The organism is Flavobacterium psychrolimnae (assembly GCF_003312425.1).
Classification (GTDB): domain Bacteria; phylum Bacteroidota; class Bacteroidia; order Flavobacteriales; family Flavobacteriaceae; genus Flavobacterium; species Flavobacterium psychrolimnae.
The window spans coordinates 141279-155151 of the sequence record NZ_QNUX01000006.1 but is presented as its reverse complement, the minus strand read 5'-3'; the positions used below and the strand labels follow the sequence as shown (position 1 = coordinate 155151).

The window sequence follows — 13873 nt, the reverse complement described above, 5'->3', positions numbered from 1 at the left end:
TCGAGCTTTTACAAACTCAATAAACTTTCTAGTGTGATTATCGAAATAAAGATTATTTCTCTCTAATATAGATATCGATTGGTACTCCTGAAAAGTCCCATTTTTCTCTAATTTTATTTTCCAGATAACGTTTGTACGGTTCTTTTACATATTGTGGCATGTTGGCAAAAAACACAAATTGTGGTGTCTGCGTTGGCAACTGCATGCAATATTTAATTTTCACATACTTCCCTTTTGTTGCTGGAGGCGGATATGCTTCAATCACTTTCAACATAAATTCGTTGAATTTTGAAGTTGCAATACGTTGTTGTCTATTCTCATACACTTTTACGGTTGCTTCCAATGCTTTCAACAAACGTTGTTTTGTTAATGCTGAAACAAAAAGAATAGGCACATCGGTAAATGGCATTAATTCTTTTTTAATTTTCTCCTCATAATCTCTGGTAGACATGGTTTCCTTTTCAACCAAATCCCATTTATTTACAAGAATTACAACTCCTTTTCTATTCTTTTCCGCTAACCAAAATATACTTTGATCCTGACCTTCAAAACCACGAGTGGCATCAATAATCAAGATACAAATATCAGCATGTTCAATCGCACGAACGGAACGCATTACCGAGTAAAACTCTAAATCCTCTTTTACCTTAGCTTTACGACGGATTCCCGCAGTATCAACTAAATTAAATTCAAAACCAAAACGGTCAAACTTCGTATCAATTGCATCACGGGTTGTACCAGCAATATCCGTTACCATAAAACGTTCTTTACCAATTAATGCATTGATAAAACTTGATTTACCTGCATTAGGACGTCCTACAACTGCAAAACGAGGCAAAACTACTTCTTCTTGAACTGGCTCTGGTTTCACAGGAAAAGCATCAATCAATGCATCCAACAAATCTCCCGTTCCACTCCCTGAAATACTCGCAAATGTATAATATTCACCTAAACCCAAGTTGTAAAACTCAAGAGCATCTTTCTCACGCATGGCATTATCTACCTTGTTCACCGCTAAAAGAACTGGCTTAGTCACTTTACGCAATAAACGCGCAACAACATCATCCATAGGAGTAATCCCTTCTTCTACATCAACCACAAAAATGATAACATCAGCCTCATCAATAGCAAGTTCCACTTGTTTACGGATTTCTCCTTCAAAAACATCATCAGAACCACGCACATATCCGCCGGTATCAATTACGGAAAACTCTTTTCCGTTCCACTCGCTTTTACCATAGTTTCTATCGCGGGTCACCCCAGATACTGAATCTACAATAGCTTCTCTTCTTTGTATCAGCCTATTAAAAAGGGTCGATTTCCCTACATTAGGTCTTCCTACTATCGCAACAATGTTATTCATAATATAATTTGAAAAATTTGTTTTCCGAAACTTCATTTTTCCGTTTCGGGTGGCAAAGGTAGTGTTTAAAACCGTGATTATCAATTTTTTTCGAATATTAGCCACATTAGCAAAACCTAACAACCTCATCTTCAAAGCAAAACTCACAACCTAACCACTACCCTTTGTATTTATTCGTTGTTCGAATATTCTAAAATATCGCCTGGCTGACAATCTAAGGCTTTACAAATAGCTTCCAAAGTACTAAAACGGACCGCTTTGGCCTTTCCTGTTTTTAATATGGATAAATTTGACAAGGTCAAATCCACTTTCTCCGAAAGCTCGTTCAATGACATCTTGCGTTTGGCCATCATCACATCTAGGTTTACAATTATTGCCATAACTTAAATGGTTAGTTCGTTTTCTTGCTGCATTTCGATTCCCTTTTTTATAATTTGCCCAATTACCAATAAAATTACACTGGTAAACCACCATACATCACCACCAGATAAACTTAAATCGGCAATATTAGGCATATGTAGTCCATCATCCATCAAATTCTTCGTAAAGCCGGCTCCCCACAAAGAAAACAACCCGATTCCAAAAGAAATAATAGCAACCACATCAATAAATTTCTTTAAAAAACTATTAAAAGGCTGTGTCAAATCAATTTTTTTAGTGTGAAAAACGTGTACAATATTGTAAAATAATACCGCTTTCAATACCGTGACAATGCACATTAAAACTGTCAAGGTCACATAATGCGACTGATTAAAATGATACAAAGCAGACAAATCAACTTCCGTCCAAAACTTACTTGCCCCAGCAGGATTGAGCAGTAGCGTAAAAACAGTGTTAAAAATAAAGCCACCCGCCTGGATGCAAAGACCCAAAAAAATAATCCAAGATACCACTTGCAATACTTTAAAAACAAAATTGGTTTTTCTAGACATGATACAAAGTATTTAAAATTAAAACACAAATGTATAAATATTTATTGATAAACAATAAAAATACATCATTTATCAAAAAATATTTATTGCTTAAAAAACCATCAGGAGCTATTCCAGCGCTACAATACAACTCCTCGCTCCTCAAGGAGCTGTTGCAAAGCCTGTGCAGGAGCTTCCTTTGGTCGCTCTTCACGGTCAGCAACACTTTCCTTTTTTCGCTGCGGGGTTTCCTTTTCACTCTGGGCTAAAAAAAATCAGAAATTAAGACTAACTCTATCACTGATTTCAATGTTTAGACACTTGGCGAGTTTGAGAACCGATTTTTTTCAACAAAGTAAAAATGAAGTTAGGAAAAACAAACGAAAAATGAATCGAAAACCAAGTCATGAGTTTTAGCATATATCACCAGAATTGTCGATACTGAATCTACTATAGCCTCTCTTCTTTGTATCAGCCTATTAAAAAGAGTTAATTTCCTAGCATTAGGTCTTCCTACTATGCAACTATATTATTCATAATACAAATTCAAATATTTGCAAGGGTAGCATTTAAAACCATGAATATCTATTTTTTTGATATATTAGCAAACCCTTATCCTTTTAATACTTACAAGTTTACTGTTATGGACGCTAATAAAGAACTCAGACTTCGATTACGCTTTTACAAAGATGTTCCGCAAAACATAGATGCTTTGCGTATTAAATTCGCTGATTTCGCACAAATTAAGTCCAAAGATTACTTTATAAAAATACGTGGCTATCACATTTGGCTGAACATAAAAGGTCAAAAAAAAGCATATTGGTCACCTCATTTGCACATAGAAATGGAATCAAAAGACCAAAACGAAACTCATATCCGAGCATTATTTGGCCCTGACCCAACCTTATGGACGCTTTTTATGTTCTTCCATTTTATTATTGCGGGAATATTTTTGATTTTTTCGGGAATTGCTTATTCTGATTATATCCTAAAAAATCCCGTAACATTCGATCTAATCGTGATGGGATTAATGATTTTCGCCTGGTTTCTACTCTATATTGTAGCCAAACAAATCCGAAGCAACGGTCACGACCAAATGAATGATTTGGAAAATTTATTTTTGGAAATTATAGAATCTTAGTTTTCTTTGGAGCAATTCCAGCTCTCCGCTATATCTTTTATGCAGTCCCGATGTTTCGGGACTGCATAAAAGGATGCCACTGCTATCTGGGCTAAAAAAAAATCAATATCAGAAATTGAATTCCAATATTGATTTTTCAAAAAAAAGGACCAGAAAAAATTACTGGTTATAACCAAAACGCTTCAACATATTTGCGTTGCTTCTCCAGTTTTTATTCACTTTTACATACAACTCAATATGAATTTGCTTACCAAAGAATTTCTCTAAATCAGCACGAGCATCCATTCCTACTTTTTTCAAAGCGGCACCTTTATGCCCAATGATGATTCCTTTTTGGGTATCGCGTTCCACCATAATCAAAGAACGGATTCTAATGATGTTTTCGTCTTCAAAAAACTCTTCGGTTACAATTTCTACTGCGTATGGAATTTCTTTACTGTAATTCAACAAAATTTTCTCGCGGATGGTTTCATTTACAAAGAAACGTTCCGGTTTATCTGTCAATTGATCTTTTGGGTAATACGCAGGAGATTCCGGTAACAATTCTATTATTCGTCCAAAAACTTCGGGAACATTAAAATTCTGCAATGCTGATATTGGAAAAATTTCGGCATTAGGAACTTTCGCAGTCCAAAAAGCCACTTGCTCTTCGAGTTGTTCTTGGTTAGAATTATCAATTTTGTTCAATAATAACAGAACAGGGATTGTAGCGTGAATGATTTTATTAAAAAAAGCTTCGTCTTTCAACTCTTGTTCTCCAATTTCCACCATATAAATCAGAATATCAGCATCTTCAAACGCGGATTTAACGAAATTCATCATAGAAGCCTGCATTTCGTAGGCTGGCTTGATGATTCCCGGTGTATCCGATAAGATTAATTGAAAATCTTCCCCATTTACAATTCCTAGAATTCTATGACGTGTTGTTTGTGCTTTTGAAGTAATAATTGATAACCGTTCTCCAACAAAGGCATTCATTAGTGTTGATTTCCCAACATTTGGATTTCCTATGATGTTTACAAAACCTGCTTTATGTGACATTTCTATTATAATTTATTGTGCAAAGGTAGACATATCAAGTCAATAGACGAAATAAAACATTTTTTAAAATTTTTATTGGAAATACGGAAATTCGTTGTACATTTGCACCCGAAACAACGCGGGATAGAGCAGTAGGCAGCTCGTCGGGCTCATAACCCGAAGGTCACAGGTTCGAGTCCTGTTCCCGCTACTAAAGTAGCCTTATTGAGATTACAAAACGCACATCGCGGGATAGAGCAGTAGGCAGCTCGTCGGGCTCATAACCCGAAGGTCACAGGTTCGAGTCCTGTTCCCGCTACTAAGAAAAAACCATCAATTTTATTGATGGTTTTTTTCATTTTTACACCTTCGTTAAGTCCTGTCATTACTGTCACCATGCCAAAAATTCCATTAACTTTTTTGGTTAGATATTCCCTATTCTCTGCCCTAATGGACAATCCTTCTGGAAACACTAAATTTCGGATTCTCATTTTAGCTTCTATGTTTACTTTACTATAGCAACCAGTGATTTATTCCAAAAGAGCTACGTCATTATTTTAAACCTAACTTCTTCTCTTCCTTAATGAAGTGGTTCGAGAAAAGTTTCATATAAACCACCAAAAATCCTAAGTGCTTTCTAAATATTAAAAAAAGCCCATAAAAATGGGCTATTTAAAAATATTTTTGAGGACTACACTTTTACCTTATCATTAAATTTTCAATTCTAGAATTCGAAATCTCGGGATTAGCCCCAGGAGCTTCAGCTACTAATGCTCCTACTGCACAAGCAAAATCAATAGCTGTTTGTGGAGCTATTCCAGTAAGTAATGATGCTATTAATGCCGCTAAAAACGAGTCACCTGCTCCTACTGTATCAGCTACTTCAACAGGATACCCTTCATTTTCATAGAGTTGACCTTCCCACATTAACAAAGCCCCGTGTTTCCCTCTTGTTACGCAAATAGCCTTTACTTTGGTTCTTTCTGCTATGAAGTTCATATTATCTTCCAAACTGGTAAACGGAGACTCCATGGCTGCGGTAATTTCTAACAATTCCTCATCATTAAACTTAATAAAATCAGCCGAGTGCATTAATTGTTCCAGCATTTCATACGAATAATGAGGTTTTCTCAAATTAACATCAAAAACCTTATAGATTTTTAGTTCCAGCAATTCTTCCAGTGCTTGTCTTGAAACCTGATCTCTGCAAACTAAACTGCCATAAATTAAAACGTCAGCATTATTAACTGAATTTCTGGCCAAATCATTCAATACAATTTTATCCCAAGCCGATGGATAACTAATTTCATAACTTGCCGAACCACGCTCGTTTAAGGTAACATTTACCAAACCAGTGGGAAAATCTTCTGATTTAATAATAGCATCTGTTTTAAGTCCTAAGCTTTTTACCTGACTGATAATTGCTTCTCCATCCTCATCATTTCCTACGCAGCTGATCATAGCCACTTCGCAACCTAATGTTTTCATGCGCAAAGCCACATTTAGCGGTGCGCCACCAATCTTTTTTTCATTGGCAAAAACATCCCAAAGTACCTCTCCGTAGGCCACTGCATTAAGTTTTTTTCCGTTATTCATTCTAAAAATATTTTAAAGTAATGTTATTCAGGCTGTGTAACCTGAAGATTTGTAATTATAGCATTTTGTCCTTCAGCAATTAATCCCCATCTATTTTTATCTCTTGCATAAATGCGATTGGTTAAAGCTACTTTTCCATTAATGTAAAGTACAACTATGCTTCCTTCAGTAATTATTTCAACATCATATTTCGTACTCGTTTGAAATTTAAATGGCATTCGGGTAGTTTCCTGGGAAGCCGAATTATAACCCATAACTTTACCCTTTCCAATATCAAAAACAATTTTGTAATAACTTCCAGTATCATTGGTATGAAAAACAAATCCAGCTGTTCCATTTGTTTTCCCTAATGTGACTTCTGCGTTTATTTTTGCTTTTTTTCCAATAGGCTTAAATGTTATCATGGCTTTTTCTGTTGAACCTGACAAAGTATAAGTTCCATTGTTTGCAGTAGCATTTCCTGACGTTTCATCAACCTCTGCACTAGCAGTCTTTTTAGAAAACAAATCTTTTACTGACTGTAATGCCTGAGTGCCTAAGGTTCCATCAGAATTTTGTACTAACTGATGAGCAACCATATTTCCTGCCCAATCTTTATTTCCTAAATCATTTTCAGGTGTTTTTCTGGCATTCCAGCCAAAAACATATCTTTTATTTCCGTCAGAAGCTGTTTTTCCTGCATAAAAATATTCACCGTCAATCATATCATTTTCTGGTGTCAACCAAGGTCCGTTAATCGATGCTGCCATTCGGTAATGCGTTCCTTTATTACCGCTCCAGTTTTCTGAAAACATCAAATACCAATAATTACCCATTTTAAAAATATCAGCACATTCCATCATCAAATAATTTTCTTCAGGACTTGTGGTATAAATTGGAGCTTGTACATCCCATTTTCCTGAAGCTGGATCAGCACTTGTAAAATGCAGTAAAACCGCTTTTCTGCCAGGTTCCGTTTGTGTGCTTACTAACATCGAATATTTCTTTAATTCATCGTTATAAAACACATGAGGATCTCTAAAATCATAATCATAATACCCAGCTGGTGCTATCACCTTGAAAGAAGAAACTTTTGTCCAATTATTCAAATCAGAACTGGTAGCACACAAAACGCTTTCTCTAGCATTTGACTGCACAAAAGCCGGTGTCCCATTGTGACCAGTGTAATAGAAATAATAAAGATTCCCAACTTTTACAACTGACCCAGTGCCAATGGCAAAATCAGGATCAGTAGTTTTTCCGTATGGGATCATTTGTCCTTCATAAGTAAAATGAGCCAAATCAGTACTTAAATATTTATGGATATCATGAAAACCCTTGCCCGCAGGTTTATTCTGGGCATCGTGAAGAAAATAGATATGGAATTTTCCGTTGTCAAAAAAAGGCATAATATCCCCTGTATAGCCTGCACTGTAATATGGATCTGTTCCGCCCATCCATTGTGAAGGCGGTGCGGGGTAAACACCTGTCATTTCTGACTCGCCACCTGAAATGGAACCTCCAATATACGTTTCTTCCTGACTGCAGGAAACTGCTGAAAAGAAAATGGAAGTCAGTATTATTATGTTTCTATATTTCATTTTTATTGTTTTCAAATTAGATTAATTCTCAGCTAAATAATTGATGCTGTTTTGTGTCATAAGTTTGATATTGCCTATAAACTCATTTGCTTGACTTGGCACGCCGCTACTATTAGCTTCGTTATACCAATCATAAGCTCCCATCGAAATCACGACTACATTTTTATCGGTTCCTGTGTTCGGGAACTCAGCAATGGTAACTCTTCCGTCAAGAGCATTATCCCAAGCTTCGCTGGCTAAGTTTGTTCCTCCGGTTTGATTTCTCCAGCCTTCACCGTTTCCGTAGCCACCCCATTCCGGTAAAAACCACCAAGCAGTGTGATTTAATCTAAAAGTACCGCTTTGCAGTAAATTAGCTTTTCCTGTTTCGTAAGTCACCAAGCCCTCAAATATTGGGTGATTCTCATGTCCTACAAATGACATCCCCCATGAATTTCCATCTACAAATCCGTTAGGAAGAAAATCTCCAAAAACATTATTAGGTCCTTTTCCTGAAGGAACAATTCCTAAAGCATCAACATATTGAGAAGCAAATGAAGTTAACAATAAATTACCTTTATTAGTTCTAAAACTTTTCAGTGCTGTTGTTACCACAGGATTGTATGCCACAGAAGGCAAATTAGCAGCCGAATCAAAATGCCACCAAATCACATCTACATCACTTAAATCGGCACCGTTTAAAACACTATCGAAAGACATATATTTGGCTCCTGTGAAATTTTCAAACAGCCAGTTTGAAGCTGTAATTTCATCCATATTTGTTATTTCGGCTCTTGTTGCAGCAGTTCCCAAAAAGGCAACTACTAAACCTGTAACTGGTACTCCTACATTAGCGGTATAATTAACACTTTTTCCATTAGACGTTACCACAAAAGTTACCGGATTTGTAAAATCAACCGTTGCTCCTGAAGTAGGCGAAATAGATACACCATCCGTTAATTCGATTACGGGTTTCAGTGCTGTTAAATTAGTATTTTCCGGTAAAGTCATAGTTATCGTTTTGCTGACATCGTTGATAACTGCTGGTACTCCATTAATTTTAAAACTCTTAATTGGACTCAAAACGGCCACAGTTATAGTATAATCTTTATATAAATTACCGTTTATCACTCTAAACTTTACCGGAGTTGTAAAGTTGATGGGAGTTGTTAAATCAAGATTCGATGTTGAGCCTGCTTCCAAAACAATTTCAGGAATTACAGCTGTAATATCGGATCCGTAAGACATCGTCACATTAATTTTCCCTGTTTTCTGATCAATTTCTCCTGCTGTTCCCTTTAGATTAAAAGAAATGACATTAGAAGGTGAATTGATCTCAAAACCACCATTTTCGAAACTGTCTTCGCAAGCTGTTGCCATGAAAAGCAATGCCAATATCAAAGACGCCTGCATCCAGATTTTATATATAAATTTTTTCATATTGCTGTTTTTAAATGGATTAGTACCCTAGATTTTGTTTATATAATCCCTGACTAAAATTAATCTGTTTTAACGGAATCGGACAATACTCTTCTTTACGTGCATCAAAAAAAGCATCTTGATAATAACTGCGTTTTGTTTTTTCTTTATCATAAAATGCATTCATAACTTCATCACTAACTCCCCAGCGAACCAGATCAAAAAAGCGGCTTCCTTCCATAGCCAATTCTAAACGACGTTCCCAGCGCAATGCTTTACGGGCAAAATCTTTTGTCCAATTGCAGTTAACTCCATCAACATAACTATTGATTTTAAAGTTACTCACATACGGAAGCCTTCCTGTACTTTGAGCCGCTCTCTCTCTAATTTGATTGATTAACGGTAAAGCTTCGGCTTGTCTTCCTAATTCTATCAAAGCTTCAGCACGCATCAAAATCACATCGGCATAACGAATTTGTATTCTGTTTTTTGAATTTCCATAAAAGGGATCAATATTTACAACACAGCTGCAGCTTGGCGCTACATTTTCCTTTAAAGAAGCAAAATAACCATAGGTTCCCGGAGATCTTACCCATGCTTCAACATATAAATATTCCGGATCGTATTTGTATGGCAAACCTGGCATTGCAACTGTATGATACAATCTCGGATCAACAGTATTGGCATCTATATTTTTATAATCAAAATCCTGATTGTTATAAGTGTCGAATTCTGGCAAACCATTAGCGCTTGTTTTAAAAGCATTTACTAAATTTTGGCTTGGCTTATGAAAATCGCAGCATCCCAATCCTTGAGGAGTAGAAAGAACATCCGAAAAATTTAACCTCCCGTATAAAGTCCCATCGTTATCTGAAAATTGAATAGAAAAAATTGATTCTGAACCGTTTTCAAAAGTTCCTGGCAAAAAGTTATTGGCAAAATCAGGTTCCAAAGATGCTTTTCCAATTACTTTATCTGTTGCAGTAATTACCTCTTGAAGATGCTGCGTATTGATTCCTATAACATCATATGTTTCGTCTTGTGTATAAGCCTGATACAAACGTGTTTTGGCTAAGTATGCATAAGCTGCTTTTTGTGTAGCACGCCCAACTTGTGGCTGTGTTTCAGGTAAATCATTGGCTGCTGCCTGAAAATCTGCTGCAATTTTATTCCAAAGTTCTTCGTTTGGAATTGCAGTATTTGAAATCGTTTTATAATCTTCAACAGGAATATCTTCTGTAATGTATGGTACATTTCGGAACATAATTTTCAGCATAAAATAAAAATGTCCTCTCAAAAAACGCATTTCGGCAATACGTCTTTTTTTCAACGGATAATCGGCTTCCGAAATTTGCTCCAAAGCTTTCAAAGCCTTATTCGCCCTGGAAACTCCAACATAACTGATGTACCAAAAATTGTCTAGTTCACCAAAATCAGGTCTGATATTATTCGATACTTCAAAAAAGTGAAAATTCTGAATATCATTTGTTCCGCTTCCTCCTTTATAAGCATCATCAGAACGAACATTTCCAAAAGGCCACAAACTGTAAGGCGAATCATAGTGATCATTCCCTAATTGTGCGTAGGCAGCATTCATAAATCCTTCTACTGTTTCTGGTGTAACAATATCATCCTCAGATAATACTCCACGCGGGTTAGTTTCCAAAAAATCAGAACAGGAAGAGATGATTCCCATCACTAAAAACCCTGCTATATATATTATTTTTTTCATGTTTTTTCGATTTAATCTTTTATTATAATGTTAAATTAAGCCCAGCTGTAAAAGTCGTTGGCTGCGGATATCCAAATCCAGCATTTTCAGGATCTACACCAGTGAAATTTTTAGCATTAATAATCAATAAATTTTGTCCACTGATGTAAAATCTAAAACTTTCGATGCTAGTCTTTTTCAATACATCTTTTGGCAGACTGTATCCCACTTGCAGCACACGAAGTTTTATATAGTTTCCGTTTTCTACATAATAAGTAGAAAATCTTGATTCCGCATTTCTGTCTACAGTTGTCAAAGCCGGAATGGTTGAATTTGGATTATCCACAGACCAGGCATTCAGCAAACGAGTTCCTTTATTAGACCCAACATCATCAACACTCCAAAAATCAGTTTGATATTTTGTATTATTAATTACATCAACATCATTTACACCTTCCCAGAAAGTGTTAAAATCGAAGTTTTTATACGATAGGTTTAAGTTAAATCCGTAAAGCAAACCTGCATTTGGATTCCCTATCCAAGTTCGGTCTTTGTCAGTAATAGTTCCATCACCATTTAAATCTTTGTAACGGATTCTTCCAAGACCTTTTCCATCCTGATTGGCTGAGTTATCAACTTCGTCCTGACTTTTAAACAATCCGTCAGTAACATAACCGTACATCGAGTTAATCGGGCGCCCTAAAATATTATCATCAACTCCATTTCCTCCATAATTATTTCTAACTTCATCAGGTAATGCTGTAATTTTATTTTTGTTTGCCGAAACATTCGCAGAAATGTCATATTTCAAACCAAATGAAGTTTCATCGCGGTATCCTAAAGAAACTTCCCATCCCTCATTTTCCATCGACGCACCATTCACCCAACGGTTTCCTCCTTCGCCAATCACTCCTAAATAGGGTGGTAAAACCAAGATATCTTCAGTTTTTTTGATGTAATAATCAACAGATCCGCTTAATTTTTGTTTGTATAATCCAAAATCTAAACCAACATTAGTTTGTGTAGTTGTTTCCCATTTTAAATCATCGTTTCCTGATTGTGTAGCTATAAAACCTGATGGCAGTAAACCATTTCCGTTTCCAGCAATATCGTAAGCTGTTCCGAAAGAAGTGTTCCATGTAGGATTTCCGCCAGCATAACTAGCTAAATAAAGTGAGTAAACCGCGGTATTACTAATTTCTTGGTTTCCTGTTTGTCCCCAACCAGCTCTTAATTTTAAATCAGAAATAACAGGTGCTTTGTCTTTTATGAAATTTTCATTGCTGATTCTCCATCCCGCTGAAACCGCTGGAAAAGTTCCGTATTGATTGTTTTTACCAAAACGTGAAGAACCATCGCGACGAATTGTAGCCGAAAGCAAATACCTGTTATCGAACTCATAATCCGCTTTGCCGAAATAAGAAAGCAGGGAATAGTTGGTTGAAGTGCCGCTTGTAAAAGATTCTCCCGTTCCTGCATCCGGATACATATAATCAGGCGTTTCTATTAAAAAGTCGTTTTTACGTAAGGAATTTGTCTCAAAAACATCTTTATACATTTCTGTTCCTGCCATTAGGTTTAAATTGCTTTTTCCGAAATTCAGGCTATAAATAGCTGTATTTGTCCAAGTCCATTTATCGCTTTGCGACTGATCAATGGTTACTGAATTTTGATCATTTTGAAGGTAACCTGATTTATAACTTCTTTGTAAGGTGCGTTTTTTGTAAAATCCGTAATCAAGACCAAAACTACTTTTGATATGAAGATTTTTAATAAGCTCTAAATCAGCATACATATTTCCAAAAAGACGTAAATAATCATATTTATTGTCTTTATTATATTCTAATAAACGAACTGGATTCTGTCTGTCATTCATTCCTCCTACTGGACCTCCCCAGCCTTTTCCATCAACGGTACGTACCGGAATTATTGGCAAAGCCCGAAGTGCAGGATCTAAAACACCAGGATCTGAAACTTCATTAGTACGGTTGAAACTAAAATTTTCACCAATCACCAATTTACCGTCAAAATATTTATATGAACTATTCATTCTTGCAGAAATTCTTTCGAAATCAGTTGTTTTCACAACACCTTCATTGCCATAATATCCCAATGAAAAAACATAATTGCCTTTGTCTGATGCATTTGAAACTGACAAATCATACGAATTGGCTATTCCTATTTGCGAAATTTCATCATACCAGTCTGTATTTGAAGCTTTCAGAGTCTGATCAGCATCTAAATATTCAGGGACCAAAACTTTATTTAATTGTGGTTTGTTATTATTTACCGTCCAGTCAAATTGATAGCGTAAATTATTATTGTTCGGATTAAGTCCGTCATTGATATTTGCCTGCCATAATGCCTGACCGAATTGATTGGCGTTCATAACATCCAGCTTTCTTGAATAATCAGAAAAAGAAGAATAGGTGCTGAAATTAATTCTCATTTTACCCGCTTTCCCTTTTTTGGTAGTAATGATAATCACTCCGTTTGAGGCTCTCGATCCATAAATACTGGCTGAAGAAGCATCTTTTAAAACCTGAATCGTTTCAATATCATTCGGGTTCAATTCATGCATTCCTGATTTTGTTGGCATTCCATCAATTACATAAAGAGGATCCGTATTATTCAGGGTTCCCACTCCACGAATAACCACTTTAGTATTTCCTCCACTTGGAGAACCATCAGAAGATACTTTAACCCCAGCAATTCTTCCTTGTAAAGCTTTGATAGGATTCGGTTCTGGCTGTTTCATTAGATCTTTCATGTCTACAACAGCAACAGCTCCGGTTATGTCACTTTTCTTTTGTTTGGAATATCCCGTAACAACAACTTCATTCAGCTTATTGTCATCAACTTGCAAGCTTATATTGAATGATTTTTGATTTTTAACTAAAATAGATTGAGATGCATATCCAATAAAAGAAACTACAATTGTAGCATCTGAATTTACATTCAGAAAAGAAAAATTTCCATCTAAATCAGTGGTTGTACTTATGGAAGTTCCAGAAATAAGTACAGTAGCTCCTGGAAGCGGCATTCCGTCATCAGACGAAATTACCGTTCCTTTAATTCCGCCTTCCTGAGCTGTCATCATCAGCATTGGAAAGAAGAAAAACAGAAAATAAATAATTTTACTTTTCATAAGTT

At 35.9% G+C, this 13873-nt stretch carries 10 protein-coding genes, 2 tRNA genes and 1 pseudogene; 3 read left to right on the top strand and 10 right to left on the bottom strand.

The genetic code is table 11. The annotated features are described in order from the left end of the window. Positions 1-52 precede the first annotated feature (52 nt). The 4 genes and pseudogenes from der to DR980_RS16675 all read right to left on the bottom strand — a co-directional run. Positions 53-1363 carry a ribosome biogenesis GTPase Der gene (der, locus tag DR980_RS08290; RefSeq protein WP_113635069.1) on the bottom strand — a complete coding sequence of 437 codons (1311 nt, stop codon included), beginning with the start codon at positions 1361-1363 and terminating at the stop codon, positions 53-55. A gap of 170 nt (positions 1364-1533) precedes the next feature. Then, positions 1534-1743 (bottom strand): helix-turn-helix domain-containing protein, encoded by a 210-nt coding sequence (locus DR980_RS08285; RefSeq protein ID WP_113634923.1) that lies wholly within the window; start codon positions 1741-1743, stop codon positions 1534-1536. 3 nt (positions 1744-1746) lie between these two features. After that, entirely contained in the window at positions 1747-2295 is a 549-nt protein-coding gene (locus DR980_RS08280; protein WP_113634920.1) for a DUF2975 domain-containing protein, read from the bottom strand. Positions 2296-2704: 409 nt separating this feature from the next. Next, positions 2705-2811, bottom strand: a pseudogene (locus tag DR980_RS16675) (GTPase); the annotation flags it as partial. 40 nt (positions 2812-2851) lie between these two features. Here DR980_RS16675 and DR980_RS16510 point away from each other — a divergent pair. Further along, positions 2852-3415 carry a hypothetical protein gene (locus DR980_RS16510; protein ID WP_244199281.1) on the top strand — a complete coding sequence of 188 codons (564 nt, stop codon included), beginning with the start codon at positions 2852-2854 and terminating at the stop codon, positions 3413-3415. Positions 3416-3574: 159 nt separating this feature from the next. On the opposite strand, the gene era is transcribed toward DR980_RS16510, so the two are convergent. After that, the gene (gene era / locus DR980_RS08265) at positions 3575-4456 is read right to left on the bottom strand and encodes a GTPase Era (RefSeq protein WP_113634912.1); all 882 of its coding nucleotides are present in this window, start codon (positions 4454-4456) and stop codon (positions 3575-3577) included. A gap of 117 nt (positions 4457-4573) precedes the next feature. Between era and DR980_RS08260 the strand changes: the two genes are divergently transcribed. Both DR980_RS08260 and DR980_RS08255 read left to right on the top strand, forming a co-directional pair. Next, a tRNA-Met gene (locus DR980_RS08260) sits at positions 4574-4646 on the top strand. A 35-nt stretch (positions 4647-4681) separates the two neighbouring features. Continuing rightward, positions 4682-4754, top strand: a tRNA-Met gene (locus DR980_RS08255). A gap of 380 nt (positions 4755-5134) precedes the next feature. Here the strand turns inward: DR980_RS08255 and DR980_RS08250 are convergent. Genes DR980_RS08250 through DR980_RS08230 form a run of 5 tightly spaced genes read right to left on the bottom strand, consistent with a single transcriptional unit; the run spans position 5135 to position 13868 of the window. Then, positions 5135-6031: a carbohydrate kinase family protein gene (locus DR980_RS08250; RefSeq protein ID WP_113634910.1), complete on the bottom strand. Its 897-nt coding sequence runs from the start codon at positions 6029-6031 to the stop codon at positions 5135-5137. A 23-nt stretch (positions 6032-6054) separates the two neighbouring features. Beyond that, entirely contained in the window at positions 6055-7611 is a 1557-nt protein-coding gene (locus DR980_RS08245) for a glycoside hydrolase family 32 protein (protein WP_113634907.1), read from the bottom strand. A 21-nt stretch (positions 7612-7632) separates the two neighbouring features. After that, a complete protein-coding gene (locus DR980_RS08240; RefSeq protein ID WP_113634905.1) occupies positions 7633-9030 on the bottom strand; it encodes a DUF4960 domain-containing protein in 1398 nt (465 codons plus the stop codon). A gap of 19 nt (positions 9031-9049) precedes the next feature. Beyond that, complete coding sequence (locus tag DR980_RS08235) at positions 9050-10741, bottom strand: RagB/SusD family nutrient uptake outer membrane protein (protein WP_113634902.1); 1692 nt, start codon at positions 10739-10741, stop codon at positions 9050-9052. 22 nt (positions 10742-10763) lie between these two features. Beyond that, positions 10764-13868 carry a SusC/RagA family TonB-linked outer membrane protein gene (locus DR980_RS08230; protein ID WP_113634900.1) on the bottom strand — a complete coding sequence of 1035 codons (3105 nt, stop codon included), beginning with the start codon at positions 13866-13868 and terminating at the stop codon, positions 10764-10766. Positions 13869-13873 lie beyond the last annotated feature (5 nt).

What these genes read in the sequence shown, in the direction of transcription:
- der (WP_113635069.1), bottom strand. Translation starts at nt 1,363, where the DNA reads ATGAATAACATTGTTGCGATAGTAGGAAGACCTAATGTAGGGAAATCG.
- DR980_RS08285 (WP_113634923.1), bottom strand. Translation starts at nt 1,743, where the DNA reads ATGGCAATAATTGTAAACCTAGATGTGATGATGGCCAAACGCAAGATG.
- DR980_RS08280 (WP_113634920.1), bottom strand. Translation starts at nt 2,295, where the DNA reads ATGTCTAGAAAAACCAATTTTGTTTTTAAAGTATTGCAAGTGGTATCT.
- DR980_RS16510 (WP_244199281.1), top strand. Translation starts at nt 2,852, where the DNA reads ATGAATATCTATTTTTTTGATATATTAGCAAACCCTTATCCTTTTAAT.
- era (WP_113634912.1), bottom strand. Translation starts at nt 4,456, where the DNA reads ATGTCACATAAAGCAGGTTTTGTAAACATCATAGGAAATCCAAATGTT.
- DR980_RS08250 (WP_113634910.1), bottom strand. Translation starts at nt 6,031, where the DNA reads ATGAATAACGGAAAAAAACTTAATGCAGTGGCCTACGGAGAGGTACTT.
- DR980_RS08245 (WP_113634907.1), bottom strand. Translation starts at nt 7,611, where the DNA reads ATGAAATATAGAAACATAATAATACTGACTTCCATTTTCTTTTCAGCA.
- DR980_RS08240 (WP_113634905.1), bottom strand. Translation starts at nt 9,030, where the DNA reads ATGAAAAAATTTATATATAAAATCTGGATGCAGGCGTCTTTGATATTG.
- DR980_RS08235 (WP_113634902.1), bottom strand. Translation starts at nt 10,741, where the DNA reads ATGAAAAAAATAATATATATAGCAGGGTTTTTAGTGATGGGAATCATC.
- DR980_RS08230 (WP_113634900.1), bottom strand. Translation starts at nt 13,868, where the DNA reads ATGAAAAGTAAAATTATTTATTTTCTGTTTTTCTTCTTTCCAATGCTG.